The following is a 19470-nucleotide window of genomic DNA, read 5'->3' on the forward strand; positions in this document are numbered from 1 at the left end:
GCTTATCGATCATATCGATCAGGCCAGCTGCGGCCAGGCAAGCAGCGCCGCCGCCTCGGCGGCGGTCAGGCCGGGCGACCATGGCAGGCGGCCCAATAGCGGCACCTGCAGGCGCCGTGCCAGGCTCTCGATCATGGCCTCGGCCTGCGCTTCGTGAGGATCGATCAGGTTGGCCACCCAGCCGGCCAGTGGCAGCCCCCGCGCCAGCACAGCCTGGCGCGTGAGCAATGCATGATTGATGCACCCCAGCCGGATACCTACCACCAGCACCACCGGCAATCCCAGCCGCGCCACCAGATCATCGCTGTTGTGGCATTCATCCAGCGGCACCATGAAGCCGCCCGCACCTTCCACGATCAGCACATCGCAGGCCCGCACCAATTGCGCGTGGCACTGCGCCAGATGGTCGAGATCGATGCGTCGCCCTTCGTCTGCCGCCGCGATATGCGGCGCCGTAGCGCGCTGGAACAGGTAGGGGTTCACCAGTGTCGTCGGCAGCACCACGTTGGCAGCCGCCTGCAGGGCCAGCACATCCTCGTTGCACCACTGTCCGTCCTGCAGGAAAGCGCCGGAGGCCACCGGCTTCATGCCGCCAGCACGCGCGCCGCGCGCCGCATGCAGATGGATCAGTGCCGATGCGACCAGGGTCTTGCCCACGCCGGTATCGGTACCGGTGACGAAATAGCTGCGCCCCATCACGCCGCCCACAGCTCGGCAAAAGTGGCATCGAAGGCGGCATGCAGGCGCTCACCCAGCCACCGCGCCTGGTCAGCATCGAGGATGTAGGGCGGCATCACATACACGCTGGTCCCGATCGGGCGCACCAGCAGTTCACGCTGTGCCGCCTGTGCCGCCAGCCGACGCGAGAAACTGGCGGCTTGGGCAGGGTCGATACCGGCATTGCCGTCGATATCGCCGAGCACGGCATCGCACGCCCAGATCAGGCCGCGCTGGCGCACGTGGCGTACCCGGTGATCCTGTGCCAGTGGTGCCAGGCCCGCCGCCAGCACCGGGGCGAAATCGCGGTTGCGCTGCAGCACCTGTTCATCCTCGAAGATCGCCAGCGTCTCCAGCGCGGCACGACAGGCCAGGGGATTGCCGGTATAGGAGTGTGAATGCAGGAAGCCGCGACGCACATCGTCATCGTAAAAGGCCTGGTAGATCGCCTCGCTGGACATCACCAGCGAGAGTGGCAGGTAGCCGCCGCTGATGCCCTTGGACAGACACAGCAGGTCCGGCCAGATGCCGGTCTGTTCGCATGCGAAGAAACTGCCGGTACGGCCGCAGCCGACTGCGATTTCATCGGCGATCAGGTGCGCGCCATAGGCATCGCACAAGCCGCGCAGACCTCGCACGTAGGATGGGTCATGCATGGCCATGCCGGCCGCGCATTGCACCAGCGGCTCCAGGATGACGGCGGCGATGCGTCCCGCGCCCTGTTGCAGCAGCCTTTCCACATCGGCCAGTGCCTGCCGGGCGACATCGACAGCGCTTTCGCCATCGCGGGCCTGGCGCGCATCGGGCGAGCGGGCCACATGTGCCGGCCGCAGCAAGGCGTCGTAGGCGGTGCGAAACAGCGGAGTATCGGTCACCCCAAGCGCCCCCACGGTCTCGCCGTGATAGCCACCTGCGATGCAGATGAATTCATTCTTGCCGGTCTGCCCCGCATTGCGCCAGGCATGCACACTCATCTTCAGCGCGATCTCCACCGCCGAGGCGCCGTCGGAGGCGTAGAAGCAATGCCCGAGCGCCTGCCCCGTCAGTGCGCTGAGGCGTTCGGACAAGCGCACCACCGGCTCATGCGTGAAGCCGGCCAGCATCGCATGTTCCAACCGGCCCAACTGATCGACCAGCGCGGCATTGATGCGTGGGTTGGCATGGCCGAACAGGTTGACCCACCACGAACTGATCGCATCCAGATAGCGCCGGCCCTCGGTATCGACCAGCCACGCGCCATGGGCGCGATCGATGGCGATGGGGGGCGTGCTTTCGTGACGGCGCATCTGCGTGCAGGGATGCCAGACGCTGCGCAGGCTGCGGGCAGCCAGGGAGTCTTGCGGCTTCATACGTGGGCGCCTTCCTCGGCCAGCGACTGCAAGGCGGCGATCAGTTGGCCGACCTGTTCGGGCGTATGCAGGGCCGACAGGCTGATGCGCAGGCGGGCGCTGCCCTTGGGTACGGTCGGTGGGCAGATCGCCGGCACCCAGATGCCGCGCTCGCGCAGCGCGGCGGCCAGTGCGCGGGCCGCCGCGTTGTCGCCGACGATCAGGGGCTGGATGGCGGTGGAAGAGGGCAGCAGCGCCCACGGCAAGCCGGCCAGCCCTTGCCGCAATTGCGCGGCCAGGTCGCGCAGACGTTCGCGCCGCCAGTCGTCCCGGGCCATCAGGGTCAAGCTGGCCGAGGTGGCCACCGCCAGGGCCGGCGGGTGGGCGGTAGTGAACATGTAGGTGCGTGCGCGCTGCGTGATCCATGCAATCAGCGAAGCCTCGCCCGCGACAAAGGCGCCGGCCACCCCGGCGGCCTTGCCCAGCGTCCCCATGCAGATCACGTGGGGCGAGCGCACCCCGGCCTGCGCCAGGCTGCCGCTGCCGTGCGGACCCAGTACGCCCAGGCCGTGGGCGTCATCCACCAGCAACCAGGCATCGTGCTGCGCGCACACGGCGGCCAGTTCAGCCAGCGGCGCCAGGTCGCCGTCCATGCTGAAGACCGCATCGGTCACCACCAGCCTGCGCCCGGCGGGACAGCGTGCCAGCACCTGTGCCAGCCGCGCGACATCGTTGTGGGGAAACACCTTCAGGCTGGCCCCCGACAAGCGGGCGCCGTCGATCAGCGAGGCATGGGCCAGCCGATCCACCACTACCGTGTCGCCCGCCCCCACCAGCGCGCCGATCACGCCCAGGTTAGCCATGTAGCCATTGGAAAAAGACAGCGCCGCCGGCAGCCCGACGAAGCGCGCCAGTTCCTCCTCCAGCCTCTCGTGGGCCGTGCTGTGGCCGCTGATCAGGGCCGAAGCGCCGGCTCCCATGCCGTACTGTTGCAGGCCGGCGATGCCGGCGGCCACGATCTCGGGATGCTTGGCCAGCCCCAGGTAGTCATTGCTGCAGAAGGACAGCAGCTGCCGTCCTTCCACCGTCAACAGCGGCCCTTGCGGGCCATCCACCACGCGCCGCCTGCGCAGCAGGCTCTGGCTGGCCAGTTGGGCCAGGTCACTGGAAAAATCATGCATGAGAGGTCTTCAGAACACCAGCGGCAGGTTGTCCAGCGCGCTGTAGGCGGCATGCTGCTGCCGCCGGGGAGGTGTGGCGGATAGCGCCAGCGTGGGCAGGCGCTGCATCAGCGCGGTGAAGGCAATTTCCGCCTCGAGCAGGGTCAGCGCGGCGCCCAGACAGACATGCGGCCCCTGGCCGAAGGACAGGTGCATGCCTTCATCGCGCCGGAGGTCGAAGTGCTGCGGCCCGGTGAAACGGCGCTCATCGTGGTTGGCCTGCCCGATATGCAGGATCACCAGTTGACCCTGTCGCAGCGTCTGGCCTGCCATCTGCATCTCCACCAACACGCGGCGCCCGGTGTATTGCACCGGGCTGTCGTAGCGCAGCATCTCGCGCAAGGCCGGGCGCAGCAGGGAGGGATCCGCCTTGAGCGCAGCCCATTGCGCAGGATGCTGCAGCAGCGCCAGCAGGCCATTACCCAGCAGGTTGCGGGTAGTCTCGTAGCCGGCAAAGAGCAGGGTGCAGCATTGCGCCAGCATTTCGTTGCGGTTGATCCGTTGTTCCCGGTGCGCCTGCAGCAGGCGAGAGACCAGGCTGTCCGACGCCAGGGCGTCGGGAAGCTTCATGAACTCGGCAAAGAAATCGCACATTGCTTCCATCGCCGCCTGGGCAGCCAGGGTCTGCGATGCATCGGGCGTGGGGCTGCCGATGAAGGCCGCCAGGTCGGCGGCCCAGTCGACGAAGGCCGCGGGTGCGCGGTCCGGCAAGCCCATCAGGCTGGCGATGGCCAATGCCGGCAGTGGCCGGGTAAAGCGGCTGACGAAATCGAAGCCTTGCGACGCCAGCGGATCGGCCACGATGGCATCGATCAACTGCCCGGCAATGCGCGTGATGGCAGGCCGTTGTGCCTCCAGGTCGGTCGGCTTGAAGCCCGGGCTGAGTACGCCACGTAGGCGGCGATGCGCCCGCCCGTCGAGAAACAGCACCGAGCGTGAAAAGAGCCGTTTGAAACGGCGCTGCGCTTGCAGGTCGGCCGACGCATCACGCCTGTCGCCTCTGTTGCCCCTGTTGCCAACGCCACCCAGGCCACTGTTGATCCAGCGCGCCCCGCGCCGCACCGACAGCCGTGGATCGCGCAAGCCCGTCGCCACCGCCTCATAATCGCTGATGACCCAGGCGCCACCGCAATGGGCGGTGCTCCATTGCACGCTCATCAGGCAGTCGCCGGGGCGGCCTGCAGTCCCAGGCGGGACAACAGGTCAAGGTCGGAAGAAACGGGCGCATTGGCCGTGGTGAGCAGCCTGGCCCCGAGGAAGATGGAATTGGCGCCGGCCGCAAAGCACAGCGCCTGGGTGGCCTCGCCCATGCTCTCGCGTCCGGCCGACAGGCGGATGACCGCCTGCGGCAGGGCGATGCGCGCCACCGCCACGGTCCGTACCAATTCGAATTCGTCCAGCGGCGGCACGTCCTCCAGGGGCGTGCCGGCAATCGGCACCAGGTGGTTGATCGGCACCGATTGCGGCGGCACCGGCAGACGGGCCAGTTGCGCGATCAGGCCGGCCCGCTGGGCACGCGTCTCGCCCATGCCGATGATGCCGCCGCAGCACACCTGCAGGCCGGCCTGTTGCACCCGTTGCAGGGTATCGAGCCGGTCCTGGTAGCGGCGGGTGGAAATCACCTGCCCGTAGAAATCGGGTGCGGTATCCAGGTTGTGGTTGTAGTAGTCCAGACCGGCCTGCTTCAAGGCCTCGGCCTGCGCCTGCTCCAGCATGCCCAGGGTCATGCAGGTTTCCAGGCCGAGGGCGCGCACCTCGCTGACCATGCTGGTCAGCGCTGCCATGTCGCGCTCCTTGGGGTTGCGCCAGGCTGCGCCCATGCAGAAGCGGGTGGCACCCTGTTCACGGGCGGCGCGGGCGGCCTGCACGACCTCGTCCACCGCCATCAGCTTGCCAGCCGGCACGCCCGCCTCCTTGTGATGCGCCGACTGCGAGCAATAGCCGCAATCCTCGGCGCAGCCACCGGTCTTGATCGACAGCAGGCTGGACAGCTGCACCTGGTTGGCCGGGTGGTGCTGGCGATGCACGCCCTGCGCCTGGAACAGCAGATCCAGGAAGGGCAGTTCGAACAAACGTTCGACAGCCGAGTTGGACGCCGGGACGCTGGCCAGCGGCGGCAGGAAGTGCAGGGGAGCGCTGGTCGGGACGGCAGCGGAGGAAGGGCATTGGCTCATCGATAAAATCCGGTTCTTGAGTAAAAAGGCTTAGAATTTCGTTCCGGCGGATTCTATCTTCGTCCAATTTCCTTTAACAATTTCTTTTTTAATAGATTATCTATACTTTGGCCGTATGAAAAACGACCCAGGCAGTACCGTCGCCCGCATCGCCGAGGTCTTGCGCACGCGCATCCTTCGCGGCGAAATCGCAGGCGGGGCGGCCCTCCGGCAGGATCATGTGGCGCAGGAATTCCAGTCCAGCCACGTACCGGTGCGCGAGGCCTTTCGTCAGTTGGAAGCAGAGGGATTGCTGCTCACCTTGCCCCGTCGCGGGGTCCGGGTCAGCATGGTGGACCGCGCTGCGGTGAAGGAAAATGCAGAGATGCGCGGTGCCCTGGAGATCCTGGCGCTGCGTCATGGCGTACGCAAATTCACCAGCGAACACATTGCCCGGCTGGAACAGGCGCAGGACGACTGCGCCCGGGCGGCCTCGCTGGTGGAGTGGGATGCCGCCAACAATCTGTTCCACGACATCCTCTCCAGCGAATGCGGCATGCCGCGCCTCCTGGCGGTGTTGAAGCAACTGCAGCTGACCAATTCGCGCTACCTGTTCTCGACCGGCTTCAAGCGTGGCTGGCAGCCGCGTTCGGATCACGATCACCTGCTCATCATCGACGCCCTCAAGGGCAAGAAGACCGACCGCGCCGTGCAATTGCTGAGCATGCACATCGGCACCATGGAACGGGTCGGCTTCGTGGCGGTTTAGATCAGCTGGGTGAGCTGGATTGCTAGCCCGGCTGGGCGGACAGGCTGAACTGCGATGGCGGCACGCCCACATGGCGCGTGAAGGCCACGCTGAAGGTCGAGGCCGAGCTATAGCCCACCTGCTGCGCCACCTCCGACATGCCGGCGTCGGCACGCAGCAGCAGGCGCTTGGCCAGCGCCATGCGCCAGGCCAGCAGGTATTCCATCGGCGCCAGTCCCACCTCGCGCCGAAAGCGTTCGAAGAAGGACGAGCGCGACAGTGCCGCTTCCCGTGCCAGCATGACCACGTTCCAGTGCTCGGCCGGTCGCGCATGCAGGGCACGGATCGCCTGCGCCAGGCGGGCGTCGGCCAGCCCGCGCAGCAGGCCCGGTGTGGGCGCCGCGCCGGCCTCGGAGGTCGAGCGCAAGGCCTCGATCAGCAGCACTTCCAGCAGGCGCGCCAGCACCATCTCCCGCGCCGGCCGCGCAGCGCGGAATTCCTCGCCGACCAGTTGCGCCAGCGTGGTCAGGCGCGCATGGGCGCGCACCACTACGAGATCGGGCAGCAGCGATAGCAGCAGGGGCGTATCGGGTGAGTCGAAGACGCAGTGGCCCACTACCAGTTGCACTGCTGGTGCCAGGTCCAGGCTGCCCAGGTGGTAGCGCCCGTCGGCCAGGCGGGGCGGCGGATTGTCTTCGTCCAGCAGGGCGGTGTCGCTGTCCTGCATGCTGGACAGCGTAAAACCCTCCAGCGCCGGAGCCAACACGAAATCACCCGCTTCCAGGACGATATCGTCTCCATCGTCGCGCAAGATGCGGCAACTTCCTTCGATGACGGTGCAATAGAACGCCAGATCGGAACGCGAACGGCGCACCCGCCAGCCGCCGGCACCCTGTACGTATTTGGTATAGCGGGCCGCCGGTTGCAGCAGGGTGACGACCTCGGCCAGGGGATCGATGGAGTCGGACATGTCTGGACGATGGCAAATGAATGATGGACTTTGAATTGTAGCAAGTCCGAAGCGGCGCGCCTATTCTTCGTCCTGTCCTTCCCATTCATTCAAGGAGTCCATCATGAAAACCATCCTCATCACTGGCTGTTCCTCCGGCTTCGGCCTGGAAATCGCACGTTACTTCCTCGACCGTGACTGGAACGTGGTCGCCACCATGCGCAGCCCCCGCCAGGACCTGCTGCCAGCCTCGCCCAGGTTGCGCATCCTGCCGCTGGACGTCACCGACGCAGCCAGCATCCGCACCGTGGTAGCGCAGGCCGGCCAAGTCGACGTGCTGGTCAACAATGCCGGCATCGGCGCCTTGGCGGCCGTGGAAGCCCAGTCACCGGCGCAGGTGCGCGAGATCTTCGAGACCAATACCCTGGGCAGCATCGCCCTGTGCCAGGCCTTCATTCCCCAGATGCGGGAGCGCGGACAGGGCGTGGTGATCAACGTCACGTCCTCGGTGACCTTGCGCTCCTTGCCGCTGCTGGCGGTCTATACGGCCAGCAAGGCCGCGGTCAATGCCTTTACCGAGTCGATGGCGCTCGAACTGGCCAGTGTGGGCGTGCAGGCGCGGCTGGTGCTGCCCGGCCGCGCCCCGTCCACCCGTTTTGCGGAAAATGCCCGGCCGCGCATGGAGGGAGCCATCCCCGAGGCCTATGGCGCGCTGGCCGCGCAGGTATTCGCCAACTTCCAGGACAACACCCAGGTCACCCATGCCAGCGACGTGGCCGAGGCGGTCTGGCAGGCCGCCACCGATCCGGCCGCCCCGATGCGTCTCCCCGCCGGGGAGGATGCCCGTGAATGGGCCGCGACAGCGGCTTGACAGATGTCTGGATGCCCGGGAATGGAGTGCCGGACATGCTGGAGTGCACAGAGCGAATCGAGGAGATGAAGCGGTGCAGACCAGCCACAGCGTAGCGCTGGTGAGCGGATAGTGGGAAAGTTGGGGTAGGGTGGAAATGTATGGATTTGTATTGCCATCAAATCCATACTAATATCGACGTCGTCGCGCCTCCCGGCGCCTGCCATCTTTTACCTTCACGTTCTTTCGCCCCATGAAAAAATCCGCACGCCCACAGGACTGGGTCGGCCGCTTTGCCGCCAATGGCGGCCCCCGCTATCTGCAGATCGTCGGCTTCATGGAACAGGCCATTTCCGACGACCGCCTCAAGCCCGGCGACCGCCTGCCGCCGCAACGCCAGCTGGCCGACCGCCTGGGCGTGGACCTGACCACGATCACCCGCGCCTATACCGAGGCCCGTCGACGCCACCTGCTGGAAGCGCGGGGCGCGGCCGGCAGCTTCGTGGCCGCGCCCAAGGTGGACCTGAGCCAGGTGCTGGACCTGTCGATGAACATCCCGCCGCCGCCCACCGGGATCGATCTGGACGACCTGCTGCGCCAGGGTGTCTCGCAAGTCCTGATCCATAGCGATGTCGACCTGCTCATGACCTATCACCTGGGCGGCGGCAGCAGTGCCGACCGCGCTGCCGGCGCGATGTGGCTGCACGAACCACTGGGCCGCATCGATGAAAGCCGGGTGCTGGTCTGCCCCGGGGCGCAATCGGCACTGGCGGCCTTGCTGCTGTCGCAGACCCGTCCCGGCGAGGTGGTGCTGGCCGAACCGCTGGCCTACCCGGGGCTGCTGACGGCGGCCACCCAACTGGGCCGCCGGGTGGTGGCGGTGGGCGTCGATGGCGAGGGCATGCGGCCCGACCTGCTGGTGAGCCTCGCACGCAAGCACCAGGCGCGGGTGCTCTATCTCAATCCGACCCTGCAGAACCCCACCACCCATACCATGCCGGCCACGCGCCGGGCCGAGATCGCGGCCGTGGCGACCCGGCTGGACCTGCGCATCATCGAGGACGATCCCTACTGGCGCTTTGCCGCGCAGCCGCCCCGGCCGCTGGCCTACTATGCGCCGCGTCATGTGTTCCATGTCTCGACCTTGTCCAAATGCCTGCTGCCGGGGTTGCGGACCGCCTATGTGGTGATGCCCGAGGGCCAGGAGCAGGAAGAAGTGCTGGGGGCGCTGCGTTCCTTCGTGCTGATGTCGACCCCGTTGATGACCGCGCTATCGACGCAATGGGTGCACGATGGCACCGCCACTGCCTTGCTGGAAGGCATCCGTAACGAAGCCTGGGCGCGCCAGGAGCTGGCCCTGCGTACGCTCGGGGACCCCGGGCTGGCCGGGTCCGGCGGGATTCACCTGTGGCAGGCACTGCCGGCGCACTGGAGTGGCCAGGACTTCGTCATCAAGGCCGGCCAGGCCGGCTTGAATGTAGTCTCACACAGTAGTTTCGAGGTGGACCGGGGGCCGTCGGGGCAGGGTTCAGGAGGTGGCGGTGCGGCGCATATCCGCATCTCGCTGGGGCGCTCGCGCAGTCGTTTCGAGCTGGTCAACGCCTTGCGCCGCCTGGGCGAGCTGACCCGGCGCCGCAGTGTGCGGGAAGTGGTGGTGTAGGGAGTATGGCGAGAGGGTAGCGAGGCGCTAGGGCCTGTTCACATTTAATCTGCGAGATGCGTTGGCGCCAGAAGGCGGGGAGGCAAGGCACGCCTTCTGGCGCCAACCCTCCGGGAGAGGCCGCCAAGCGTCGCCTGCCGTTGTTGCAGCTCCTTGCCGTAGCACCACTACGGCGCGTCGCTGCGCCTAGGCAGTCAACGCTTGGCGACCTCTCGCACTCGTAGATTAAATGTGCACAGGCCCTAGTGCGTCAAGGCTGCTGATGCGAGGCCAGTATGGTGACGCGCTGCCGCCAGGATTTCGTAAGCGGCCTCGTCTTCGGAGTGGGCCGCCAGCGGCAAGGAGCCGCGGCTGATCTCGGTGCGATCCTTCAAGATCGCGTAGGAGCCTTTCCAGCGGCCTTCGCTGTCGTCGGCCTGATAGACCAGCAGATAACCGTCGAACTCGATTTTCTTCATCGTCATTCTCACCAGGGCAATGAGGTGTCTGTATCCCCCGTCAGGGCGGTGCCGTCAACTCAACAACAGCAGTTTGCGGAAGTATGCCCCGCAGGCCGACGCATGGATGTCGTCCGCCTGCGCAATCGTTTGTAGGATAAGCGCCATGCCGGCGCTAACGCACGGCCGCCGGCACCAGCAAGCCGTTGAGCGCATCACCCACGATCAGCGCGGGCAGGGAACGGTGGTCGTTGGCGAGGATGACGCTGTCTTTTTCGACATCGCCCGGCAGCACCAGCTGTGCGATGTAGCGACAGTCGCTGCTGCAGGTGTAGCGCAGCACGGTCTGGCCGCGCACCGCCTCCAGGATGGTCTGCCCGTGTTCCACCCCGTAGTAGCGCACGCTCACCAGTTCCTGTGATGCGTCGGCATCGGGGTCGCGATAGAAATACGTGCCGCGTTCGACCCGCGTGTAATGCGGCCACGGCATGCTCCCGGCCGGGGCCAGGCCGTTGATCTGGCGGGCATCCAGTCCCAGTCGCAAGGCCGGGGCGGGTCGGGCCGGTACGGCGACGCTGCCCTGGTCGCTGATATCGGCCTGGCCCGCTGCAGCCGTCAGTTCGGCCTGACGCCGCCGGTACCAGTCCAGCAGGCAGGCGCGGTCGCTGCAGTGCTGCTCGCGCCAGCGCCATTGCGCGTCGCTGGCGGCGCGAAAGGCGCGCTTGTCGAGGGCAAGGTTGCGGGCCTGGCGGAAAGCCTGGCCCAGGGCATCATCCAGGGCCGATAGCTGAGGGTCACCGCAGATGGTTTTTTCGTTGCGGGATGCGGCCTTGCCGCAATCGAAGCTGGCGGCAAGGCCGCTGGAGGCGACCAGCAGTGCCAGTACGGCTGGCAAAGCGAAATGGGAGAGCTTGTTCATGGCGAGACTATCCGTATTGCGAGCGAGTGACGGGCGCCAGCTTCGCACTGCGCACCCCGACGCAAAACGCGGAGAAGACAGGGAAATTTTCCAAAATCTTTGCAGTTGAAAAAGTGTGTTGGGTTTGTCTTCACATTCATCGTGCTGCCTGCCTGCGCAGGCCATGCCACATGGCAGTAGAATCGCGGTCTTCATGCAATTCGCGCAACCCGCGCAACCCGCGCAACGCACACAACCTACACAACCAGCACGCAGCAGACCGGTGACAGGCACAGAGGACAACACCCCGCAAGCGCAATTGCGCCCAGGCGAACGCGCCGGCTTCATCCTGAGCCGCCACTGGCGCGACACGCCGGCCGGCGTCGAGATCGAGCTGTGGCTGGCCACCGACGACGGTCCGCAATGTCTGCGTCTGCCGCCGCAGGAGGCGGTGGCCTTCGTGCCGCAGGCCGAGGCCGAGCGGGTGGAAGCGTTGATCGCCGGCGAGGGCGGCATGCAATTGCGCCGCCTCGAACGACTCAAGGACTACAGCCAGCGGCCGGTGATGGGCCTGTATGGCCGCCATTACCGCAAGCTGCTGAAGACCGAAAAGGCGTTGATCGCTGCCGGCATCCCCGTCTATGAAGCCGATGTCCGGCCGCCCGAGCGCTACCTCATGGAGCGATTCATCAACGCGCCGCTGGCCTTTCAGGGCATTGAGGATGGCCAGGGTGTGCTGGTCGAGGCCCGCATCCGTGCCTTGCCGGGGTACCGCCCGCCCCTGAAGCTGGCCTCGCTGGATATCGAAACCAGTTGGCAGGGCGAGCTCTACAGCATCGCCATCGAAGGCTGCGGCCAGCGCAGCGTCTATGTGCTGGACCCGGACAGCGGGGCAGATGGGGCAGCCAAGGCGGCCGAGGTCGATTTCGCACTGCAGTTCTGTGCCAGCCGTGCCGCGCTGATCGAATCCCTCAACGACTGGATGGCGCGCCATGATCCGGATGCCCTGATCGGCTGGAACCTGATCCAGTTCGACCTCAACGTGTTGCAGAAGCAGGCCGACAAATACCGCGTTCCGCTGCGCCTGGGCCGCGCCGGACGGGCCCTGGAATGGCGCGAACACGGCCTGCGCGCCAACCATCTGCTGGTGTCGGCCCCGGGGCGCCTGGTGATCGACGGCATCGAAAGCCTGCGCTCGGCGTTCTGGAATTTTCCGTCCTTCAGCCTGGAAAACGTGGCACAGACGCTGCTGGGCGAGGGCAAGGCGATTGCCACCCCCTACCAGCGCATGGACGAGATCGACCGCATGTTCGCCGAGGACAAGCTGGCCCTGGCCACCTACAACCTCAAGGATTGCGAACTGGTCACGCGCATCTTCGCCCATACCGACATCCTGGCCTTCCTGCTGGAGCGCGCCAGCGTCACCGGGCTGCAGGCCGACCGCAGCGGCGGTTCGGTGGCGGCGTTCACCCATCTCTATCTGCCGCACATGCACCGCAAGGGCTATGTCGCGCCCAACCTGGGCGATGCCGAGCCGCTGGCCAGCCCCGGCGGCTTCGTCATGGATTCGCGCTCCGGGCTGTATGACTCGGTGATCGTGCTGGACTACAAGAGCCTGTATCCCAGCATCATCCGCAGCTTCCTGATCGACCCGGTGGGGCTGGTCGATGGCACCCTCAACGAGCCGGAAGAGGAGACCGTACCCGGTTTCAACGGCGGGCGTTTCTCGCGCCGCAGTCACAGCCTGCCGGCCATCATCGAGCAGCTCTGGCAAGCCCGCGAAGCCGCCAAGGCGCAAGGGAACAAGCCCTTGCAGCAGGCGCTGAAGATCATCATGAACTCCTTCTACGGGGTGCTGGGCTCGACCGTGTGCCGATTCTTCGATTCGCGGCTGGCATCCTCCATCACCCGGCGCGGTCATGAAATCATGCATCGCACCCGTGAGCTGATCGAGGAAGAGGGCTTCGAGGTCATCTATGGCGATACCGATTCCACCTTCGTCTGGCTGCGGCGCGCCCACGACGATGAACAGGCGCGCCAGATCGGCCTGCGCCTGACCGGCCGCATCAATGACTGGTGGCGCCAGCATCTGGCCTCGGAGTACGGGCTGGAGAGTGCGCTGGAACTGCAGTACGAGGTGCATTACCAGCGTTTTCTGATGCCCAACGTGCGGGGTGCCGATACCGGCAGCAAGAAGCGCTATGCCGGTTATGTCCGGACCGTCGACGGCCAGGACAAGGTGACCTACAAGGGACTGGAAACCGTGCGCACCGACTGGTCGCCACTGGCGCAGCGCTTCCAGCAGGAGCTGTATCTGCGCATCTTCCGGGGGGAGCCCTATCGCGACTACATCGTCGGCTATGTGGCCGACCTGTTCGCAGGAAGGCTGGACGAGCTGCTGGTCTACCGCAAGCGGCTGCGCCGCCAGCTGGATCATTACGAAAAGAATGTGCCGCCGCACGTGCGGGCGGCGCGCATGGCCGATCAGGTCAACCAGCAGGACGGGCGCCCTCTGCAATACCAGCAAGGCGGCTGGATCAACTACGTCATGACCACGGCCGGTCCGGAACCGCTGGAAAAGCGCAGTGCTGCCATCGACCACCTGCACTATCTGGAGCGCCAGCTGGCTCCGGTGGCCGATGCCATCCTGGTCTTCGTGGGCGACAGCTTTGCGGCCGTGACTTCACCCCAGCAGGAATTGTTTTGAAGCGCCGCAGAATGGAAAAGGGCCGGATTCGATGAATCCGGCCCTTTTTGCATGCGTCGCTCCGATCAGCGCGAGCGCGACTCCGATTCACGTCCCGCGCGAGGGTCGTACTGGAGGCGCAGTGCCACCGGCTGGTGACGCGGCTTCTGGTACAGCTTGTGGCGCAGGAACAGACCGAAGGCCAGCACGCCCGCGAGCACATAGAACGCATAGAAAGCAGCGAGATAGCTACCGTAGTGAAGCAGGGTGTCGATGATGGCCATAGGTCCTCCTTGGGGAGTCATTCAGTGTCGATGGCCTCATCGTATGCCGGGACGTCGATGGCGGATATCAGGGTTTTTCTGATGTGTGCCGCTGCAACGGCAGGTGCTTCCCCAATAGGCCGGGGCGCCGTCGGCGCCGCGACCGTACCCCGTCAGTGCCCCGGGCCCGGCTGCGCCATGGCGGCGGCAGACGGTACTTGCAGATGTTGCAACAGCTTGGACACCATGAGGATCACGGTCAGGCTGACGATGCAGAAGAACACCGCCAGCGGCGTGAGGCTATCGATGGAGACGAACCCGGCCAGCCCCATCATCCCCGAGGACACCAGCAGCAGCGCAAAACCGAGGATGGCACTGGTCAGTCCGGCGATATGCGGGAAGATCGAATTGCCCTTGGCCATCAGCGTGGGATACATGGCCCCGGCGCAGAAGCCCATCACCAGCACCGGCGTGATCAGCGTCCACACCTGCAGGCCCACGGTCAGGGCCAGCACCAGCATGACGAAGGCGGCACCGGCCATGACCCGCGCACCGATGCGCAGGCGCGCTTCGGCACTGGGCAGGCGGCGATGCTGGATGCGATTGGAAATGCCGCCCAGGAAATACATCATGCCGATGGCCAGCGCCATGTAGCCGAAGAAGGTCGGTGGCTGATGCAGGGTGTTCTGCACCATGAAGGGACCGACGATGTTGAACACCAGCAGGATGCTGTAGCACAGGCCCTGGGCCAGGAAGCAGCTCTGGAACACGGGGCTGGCCAGCACCATGCGGGCATTCCTGAACAAGGTCCTGGGGTGCAGGTGCACCGGCTGCGCCAGCGTCTCGCGGTAACGCCACAGGATGGCCCACATGGCGAAGGAATAGATCAGCAGGAACACCAGGCAGGAGCGCCAGCCGAAGGCTTCCTGCAGGTGGGCGCCGATCACCGGGGCGATGATGGGCGCCAGGCCCCAGGCGATGGCCATGTAGGTGTAGGCATGTACCAGCGCCTGGCCGGCGAAGGAGTCGGTGATGATGGCCTTGGCCAGCAGGTTGGTGGCGGCAATGCCGAAGCCCTGCAGGATGCGGGCGGCGACGAAGGTTTCCAGGTTGGGGGCCACCAGGGTGAGGACACAGCCCAGCGTGAACAGGCCCAGGCCCAGGGCCAGGATACGCTTGCGGCCAAAGGCGTCGGCCAGTGGCCCGAACACCAGCTGTCCGAAGGCATAGGCGATCAGGTAGCCGGTCACGCTGGTCTGGATGGCCTGGGCCGAGGTGGCGTAATCGATCGCCATCTCCGGCAGCGCCGGTACGTACAGGTCGATGGCCAACTGACCAGCCGAGGCGAAGGCGCAGATCAGGAACAGCAGGAAGCGCGGGTGGTTCGGAGATGGCTTGGCAGAAGAGCTCATGAAGGGGGATGCTGCGTAGACAAAGAGCGCTATTGTGAACCTTGATGCAGTTTTCTGCTGGCAGTGGCTCAGCTTGGCCGGAGCTGGCTGCCTACAGTTTCCTTAATGATCAGAGCAATATGGCAAGTTCTGATGCCAGTAAAACATCATCTTCTAAAAATATTTCGAGACGCGAGCAGTAAATTTTCTATATCCGACGCTCCTCGCCCCCCCGGAAGTATCGTCTGCCGACCGAAGCACCCGCGCGACCGCCCGTGACGGGCAGTGCCGGTACTTCGGCCATTCCTGGGGAGGGACTATCGTGAATTTCATTTTTCGCCGGTTTTCCATCCGGCAGATCTTTATCGCGCTGGTGACGGTGATTGCCTTGCTGATGGCGCTCATCGTGCTGGCCGCCTATGAGGAGGAAAACGCCAACATGGCCTTGAACCGGGCCAATGGGCAGCGTTTCACTTCCTTTCTGCTGGCCGCCGAGCTGCGCCAGAGCTCCGACGATCTGACCCGGCTGGCGCGCACCTATGTGGTCACCGGCGATCCGATCTATGCGCAGCACTACCAGGCGGTGCTCGACATCCGCGACGGCAAGCGCCCGCGTCCGCAGCACTACGAGCGCATCTACTGGGACTTCGTCGATGCCGACGGACGCGCGCCGCGTCCGGACGGCAACGTCAGCGTGGCGCTCATCGACCTGATGCGGGATAACGGATTTACCGCCGCCGAGCTGAGCAAGTTGACCGAGGCCAAGAACATTTCCGACACCTTGGTCCAGATCGAGACCCGTGCCATGGAGATGATCAAGGCGCAGCGCGCCGCAGGTGCCAGCGCCAACCGCAGCGAGCTGGAACAGGCGCGGCAGATGATGCATGACGCGAGCTACCACCAGAACAAGGCCAGGATCATGCATCCGGTCGACGAGTTCTTCGCCATGCTGGACCAGAGGACGGCCAGCCAGGTGCAAGAGGCCCAGGAAGCCGCCGACCACATGACGCGGGTGGTCTACCTGCTCATCGGCACCAGCCTGGTGGTACTGGGGGGTACGCTGCTGGTGGTGTACAAGGCCATCGCCGGTCCGCTGGCGGGGGCCGTGGAGGTTGCCCGGCGGGTCTCCCACGGTGATCTGACCGCACCGATCGATGTCGGCTACAAGGGAGAGACCCGCGTGCTGCTCTACGCCTTGAAGGAGATGCGCGACGGGCTGACCAGCATCGTGCGGCAGGTACGCGAGGGGGCCGACTCGATCCGTGTATCGGCGGCGCAGGTCGCCTCGGGTTCCCAGGACCTGTCCTCGCGCACTGAGCAGCAGGCCGGGTCGCTGGAAGAGACGGCAGCTTCGATGGAGCAGATGAATGCCAACGTGCAGCGCAATGCCGGCAATGCGCAGCGCGCCAGCCAGTTCGCCGGAACGGCCTCGCAGGTGGCGCGCCAGGCAGGATCGGTGGTGGCCGAGGTGGTGTTGACGATGGCCTCGATCAAGGCGTCCTCGCACCGCATCGTGGAAATCATCACGGTGATCGACGGCATTGCCTTCCAGACCAATATCCTGGCGCTCAATGCGGCGGTGGAAGCGGCCCGGGCCGGCTCCCAGGGGCGTGGCTTCGCGGTGGTGGCCGGTGAGGTGCGCAACCTGGCACAACGTGCGGCGGCTGCGGCCAAGGAGATCAAGCTATTGATCGACAATTCGGTGGACAAGGTGGAGAGCGGCAACCTGCTGGTCAAGAAGGCCGGTCAGACCATGGCAGAGGTGCTCGAGAGCGTGCAGCGGGTCAGCGACGTGATGGGTGATATCGCCAGCGCCAGCGTGGAGCAGTCCAGTGGCCTGCAGCAGATTTCGATGGCGGTCAAGCAGCTTGACGACGTCACCCAGCAGAACGCCACCCTGGTCGAGCAGACCTCGTCGGCCTCCGATTCGATGCAGGAACAGGCCAACCGGCTGGCGCAGCTGGTGGGGGAATTCAAGCTCTTGCCCAACTTCGACGAGGAAATCCCGCTGCTGCTGGTGGACTAGCGGCGCATCGAAGCTGATGCAGGCGATCAAAAGCGATCAGGCGATCAGGCGATCAGGCGCGTGCGCAAGTCATCGAAGCGCGCCGGCCACTCCAGGCGCCAGCGTTCGCGCAGCGCCGGCGGCATCCAGGCGGCGTCCAGGCCGTTGAGCATGAAGCCGCGCAGGGCATCGATGTCGGCCCCCAGCTGCAGCATCATCAGCCAGGCCCCGGTGGGCGTGACCAGATGCAGGGTCGGGTCGTCGGTGTTGGGGTGCAGGCGCAGGCCGGCGGCCAGCATCTGGCGGATCGGGTGGTCCTGCGCCCAGCGCTGCGGCGCCAGCGTGCGCAGGTAATAGGAATTGGTCGGCACCACCGTGAAGATCAGACCGCGTTCGATGCAGCGCTGCAGCAGCGCCGGGTTGTCGACGATGGTATAGCCGTGGTCGACGCGGTCCACCTGCAGCAGGTCGATGGCGGTGGCCACGTTGTTCCAGGGCATGCCGAATTCGCCGGCATGCGCGGTGGTCTTGAGGCCGGCTTCCCGTGCCAGGCGGTAGGCTGCCTTGAACAGCTCGGGGGGGCGGTCGTTCTCGCGGTAGTCCATGCCGATGCCCACCACCTGCGGCGCCGGATGCTGCAGCATCCACTGCACCATGGTCAGGGCCTCGTCGGGACTGGCTTCGCGGTCGATGCTGGGGATCAGGCGGCCGATGATGCCGATGTCCCGTTCTGCATCCACGATGGCGCGCACGATGGCGCCTTGCGCGGCGGCATAGGCGATGCCAGAGACCCGCACCGTGCCGGTCGGGTTCCAGAAGAATTCACTGTAGGCCACGCCGTGCTGCCAGGCGTCCTGCAGGTATTCGTAGGTGATGCGGTAGAGGTCATCGGGCTGCCGGATCAGCACCGCATCCAGGGCGCGCAGCACGCGCAGCACGCCGACCGGCTTTTCGCCACGGGTGTAGAAGGCTTCGATCTCTTCGGGCGAAACCGGATGCCCGGCGCGCGCGGACAGGTCGCTGAAGGTCTGGCGACGCACCGCGCCGAACAGGTGGCAATGCAATTCGACCTTGGGCAGGGCGCGCACGAATTGTTCGAGCGTCAGCGGGCCGGTATCGGTGGGGTCGTTAAAACTCATAGACGAAACATCACGGAAGATCGGTTCAGGGAGGAGTAGCGGGGGGTGTCTTCAGGACAGCGTGCCCAGCAGCTCCTGCATCATGCATTGCATGGCACGCGGGCCGTCGACGGTCATGGCGACCTCGGTATTGGCCGGGGCGCGCCGGGGGACGCGGAATTCGCACACCGTCATGCCGCGCGTGAGCCGGCCTTGCAGTTCGATCTCCACCCGCGCCGGCCGGAAGCTGAACAGTTCCGGCCGCTTGAGCCAGATCGCCACCGCCGGGTCGTACATCGGCATGGGCACCGAGCCGTCCGGACTGCGGATGCGCAGATAGGCATCGAAGTAGCCGGCCAGCCAGCGCGCGCGCGGCGTGCCCAGGGCGCGCACCTGCTGCACCTCGTCGGCGGTGACCAGCAATTGGCGGCACAGGTTCAGCCCGAACATACGCAAGGGGATGCCCGACTGGAACACCACGTCAGCCGCCTCAGGGTCGGCAAAGATGTTGAATTCGGCGGCCGCCGTGTGATTGCCCTGGTCGGCCGAACCCCCCATGAGGATGATCTCCTTGACCATGGCCGCGATCTCGGGCGCACGCTGCAGGGCGACGGCCACATTGGTCAGCGGCGCGATGCACATGAGCGTGATCTCACCGGCGTGCAGGCGGATCGCCTCGATCATGGCATCCACCGCGTGCGGCAGCGGCGAGCGCTGCAATTGCTGCGACTGGCGCGCTTCGAGTTCGGCGATATCGACCTGCGGCAAGGCGTCACCGGTGGTGGCCATGCCGGCCTGGCCGAGGATGGATTGCGCGGTCTCGATGTTGCCGGCCAGCGGCTTCTCGCAGCCGGCATAGACCGGCACATCCAGCTGGTAGTGCTGCTTGATGCGCAGCGCATTGTCGTAGGTGGTCGCCAGCGGCGCGTTGCCCGCCACCACCGACACGCCCAGCCAGTTCACATCGAGATTGGCCGACAGCATCAGCATGGCCAGCCAGTCGTCGAAGCCGGGGTCGGTATCAAGCCAGATCTTGTGCATGTTCTT

Annotated in this window: 17 protein-coding genes; 5 read left to right on the forward strand and 12 right to left on the reverse strand. The window is 65.7% G+C overall.

The window, feature by feature from the left end:
• Positions 1 to 18: 18 nt before the first annotated feature.
• Genes bioD through bioB form a run of 5 tightly spaced genes read right to left on the reverse strand, consistent with a single transcriptional unit; the run spans position 19 to position 5439 of the window.
• Positions 19 to 696 carry a dethiobiotin synthase gene (gene bioD / locus I5R65_RS00815; protein WP_231395020.1) on the reverse strand — a complete coding sequence of 226 codons (678 nt, stop codon included), beginning with the start codon at positions 694 to 696 and terminating at the stop codon, positions 19 to 21.
• Entirely contained in the window at positions 696 to 2066 is a 1371-nt protein-coding gene (bioA, locus tag I5R65_RS00820; protein ID WP_196871851.1) for an adenosylmethionine--8-amino-7-oxononanoate transaminase, read from the reverse strand. The genes bioD and bioA overlap by 1 nt, the downstream gene beginning before the upstream one ends.
• Entirely contained in the window at positions 2063 to 3226 is a 1164-nt protein-coding gene (gene bioF, locus I5R65_RS00825) for an 8-amino-7-oxononanoate synthase (protein WP_196871852.1), read from the reverse strand. The genes bioA and bioF overlap by 4 nt, the downstream gene beginning before the upstream one ends.
• Before the next feature lie 9 nt (positions 3227 to 3235).
• Complete coding sequence (locus tag I5R65_RS00830; RefSeq protein WP_196871853.1) at positions 3236 to 4423, reverse strand: cytochrome P450; 1188 nt, start codon at positions 4421 to 4423, stop codon at positions 3236 to 3238.
• Positions 4423 to 5439, reverse strand: coding sequence for a biotin synthase BioB (gene bioB / locus I5R65_RS00835; RefSeq protein ID WP_196871854.1), 1017 nt, complete (start codon positions 5437 to 5439; stop codon positions 4423 to 4425). Before bioB ends, I5R65_RS00830 begins: the two co-directional genes overlap by 1 nt.
• A gap of 115 nt (positions 5440 to 5554) precedes the next feature.
• On the opposite strand from bioB, the gene I5R65_RS00840 reads away from it, so the two are divergent.
• Entirely contained in the window at positions 5555 to 6187 is a 633-nt protein-coding gene (locus I5R65_RS00840; RefSeq protein ID WP_196871855.1) for a GntR family transcriptional regulator, read from the forward strand.
• Between the two features lie 22 nt (positions 6188 to 6209).
• On the opposite strand, the gene I5R65_RS00845 is transcribed toward I5R65_RS00840, so the two are convergent.
• Positions 6210 to 7136, reverse strand: coding sequence for an AraC family transcriptional regulator (locus tag I5R65_RS00845; RefSeq protein ID WP_196871856.1), 927 nt, complete (start codon positions 7134 to 7136; stop codon positions 6210 to 6212).
• A gap of 103 nt (positions 7137 to 7239) precedes the next feature.
• Between I5R65_RS00845 and I5R65_RS00850 the strand changes: the two genes are divergently transcribed.
• Both I5R65_RS00850 and I5R65_RS00855 read left to right on the forward strand, forming a co-directional pair.
• Positions 7240 to 7986, forward strand: a complete 747-nt coding sequence (locus tag I5R65_RS00850) for an SDR family oxidoreductase (protein WP_196871857.1) — start codon at positions 7240 to 7242, stop codon at positions 7984 to 7986.
• 232 nt (positions 7987 to 8218) lie between these two features.
• Entirely contained in the window at positions 8219 to 9625 is a 1407-nt protein-coding gene (locus tag I5R65_RS00855) for a PLP-dependent aminotransferase family protein (RefSeq protein ID WP_196871858.1), read from the forward strand.
• Between the two features lie 242 nt (positions 9626 to 9867).
• Here the strand turns inward: I5R65_RS00855 and I5R65_RS00860 are convergent, their stop codons facing one another.
• Both I5R65_RS00860 and I5R65_RS00865 read right to left on the reverse strand, forming a co-directional pair.
• Complete coding sequence (locus I5R65_RS00860) at positions 9868 to 10089, reverse strand: hypothetical protein (RefSeq protein WP_231395021.1); 222 nt, start codon at positions 10087 to 10089, stop codon at positions 9868 to 9870.
• Positions 10090 to 10237: 148 nt separating this feature from the next.
• Positions 10238 to 10981: a lysozyme inhibitor LprI family protein gene (locus I5R65_RS00865; RefSeq protein ID WP_196871859.1), complete on the reverse strand. Its 744-nt coding sequence runs from the start codon at positions 10979 to 10981 to the stop codon at positions 10238 to 10240.
• A gap of 262 nt (positions 10982 to 11243) precedes the next feature.
• Here I5R65_RS00865 and I5R65_RS00870 point away from each other — a divergent pair, with 262 nt between their 5' ends.
• Positions 11244 to 13667 carry a DNA polymerase II gene (locus I5R65_RS00870; protein ID WP_196871860.1) on the forward strand — a complete coding sequence of 808 codons (2424 nt, stop codon included), beginning with the start codon at positions 11244 to 11246 and terminating at the stop codon, positions 13665 to 13667.
• Positions 13668 to 13732: 65 nt separating this feature from the next.
• On the opposite strand, the gene I5R65_RS00875 is transcribed toward I5R65_RS00870, so the two are convergent.
• Positions 13733 to 13930, reverse strand: a complete 198-nt coding sequence (locus I5R65_RS00875; RefSeq protein ID WP_196871861.1) for a hypothetical protein — start codon at positions 13928 to 13930, stop codon at positions 13733 to 13735.
• A 152-nt stretch (positions 13931 to 14082) separates the two neighbouring features.
• A complete protein-coding gene (locus tag I5R65_RS00880) occupies positions 14083 to 15321 on the reverse strand; it encodes a multidrug effflux MFS transporter (protein ID WP_196871862.1) in 1239 nt (412 codons plus the stop codon).
• A 301-nt stretch (positions 15322 to 15622) separates the two neighbouring features.
• Between I5R65_RS00880 and I5R65_RS00885 the strand changes: the two genes are divergently transcribed.
• Entirely contained in the window at positions 15623 to 17326 is a 1704-nt protein-coding gene (locus tag I5R65_RS00885; protein ID WP_196871863.1) for a methyl-accepting chemotaxis protein, read from the forward strand.
• Between the two features lie 44 nt (positions 17327 to 17370).
• On the opposite strand, the gene I5R65_RS00890 is transcribed toward I5R65_RS00885, so the two are convergent.
• Positions 17371 to 18444, reverse strand: coding sequence for an adenosine deaminase (locus I5R65_RS00890; RefSeq protein WP_196871864.1), 1074 nt, complete (start codon positions 18442 to 18444; stop codon positions 17371 to 17373).
• Between the two features lie 51 nt (positions 18445 to 18495).
• Positions 18496 to 19464, reverse strand: coding sequence for a nucleoside hydrolase (locus I5R65_RS00895; RefSeq protein ID WP_196871865.1), 969 nt, complete (start codon positions 19462 to 19464; stop codon positions 18496 to 18498).
• Between the last annotated feature and the right edge of the window lie 6 nt (positions 19465 to 19470).

This window comes from Herbaspirillum sp. AP02, from assembly GCF_015767275.1.
In the GTDB taxonomy this organism is placed as follows: domain Bacteria; phylum Pseudomonadota; class Gammaproteobacteria; order Burkholderiales; family Burkholderiaceae_D; genus Herbaspirillum.

What these genes read in the sequence shown, in the direction of transcription:
- I5R65_RS00860 (WP_231395021.1), bottom strand. Translation starts at nt 10,089, where the DNA reads ATGACGATGAAGAAAATCGAGTTCGACGGTTATCTGCTGGTCTATCAG.
- I5R65_RS00890 (WP_196871864.1), bottom strand. Translation starts at nt 18,444, where the DNA reads ATGAGTTTTAACGACCCCACCGATACCGGCCCGCTGACGCTCGAACAA.
- I5R65_RS00840 (WP_196871855.1), top strand. Translation starts at nt 5,555, where the DNA reads ATGAAAAACGACCCAGGCAGTACCGTCGCCCGCATCGCCGAGGTCTTG.
- I5R65_RS00875 (WP_196871861.1), bottom strand. Translation starts at nt 13,930, where the DNA reads ATGGCCATCATCGACACCCTGCTTCACTACGGTAGCTATCTCGCTGCT.
- I5R65_RS00830 (WP_196871853.1), bottom strand. Translation starts at nt 4,423, where the DNA reads ATGAGCGTGCAATGGAGCACCGCCCATTGCGGTGGCGCCTGGGTCATC.
- I5R65_RS00850 (WP_196871857.1), top strand. Translation starts at nt 7,240, where the DNA reads ATGAAAACCATCCTCATCACTGGCTGTTCCTCCGGCTTCGGCCTGGAA.
- I5R65_RS00855 (WP_196871858.1), top strand. Translation starts at nt 8,219, where the DNA reads ATGAAAAAATCCGCACGCCCACAGGACTGGGTCGGCCGCTTTGCCGCC.
- bioB (WP_196871854.1), bottom strand. Translation starts at nt 5,439, where the DNA reads ATGAGCCAATGCCCTTCCTCCGCTGCCGTCCCGACCAGCGCTCCCCTG.
- bioF (WP_196871852.1), bottom strand. Translation starts at nt 3,226, where the DNA reads ATGCATGATTTTTCCAGTGACCTGGCCCAACTGGCCAGCCAGAGCCTG.
- I5R65_RS00895 (WP_196871865.1), bottom strand. Translation starts at nt 19,464, where the DNA reads ATGCACAAGATCTGGCTTGATACCGACCCCGGCTTCGACGACTGGCTG.
- bioA (WP_196871851.1), bottom strand. Translation starts at nt 2,066, where the DNA reads ATGAAGCCGCAAGACTCCCTGGCTGCCCGCAGCCTGCGCAGCGTCTGG.
- I5R65_RS00865 (WP_196871859.1), bottom strand. Translation starts at nt 10,981, where the DNA reads ATGAACAAGCTCTCCCATTTCGCTTTGCCAGCCGTACTGGCACTGCTG.
- I5R65_RS00845 (WP_196871856.1), bottom strand. Translation starts at nt 7,136, where the DNA reads ATGTCCGACTCCATCGATCCCCTGGCCGAGGTCGTCACCCTGCTGCAA.
- bioD (WP_231395020.1), bottom strand. Translation starts at nt 696, where the DNA reads ATGGGGCGCAGCTATTTCGTCACCGGTACCGATACCGGCGTGGGCAAG.
- I5R65_RS00880 (WP_196871862.1), bottom strand. Translation starts at nt 15,321, where the DNA reads ATGAGCTCTTCTGCCAAGCCATCTCCGAACCACCCGCGCTTCCTGCTG.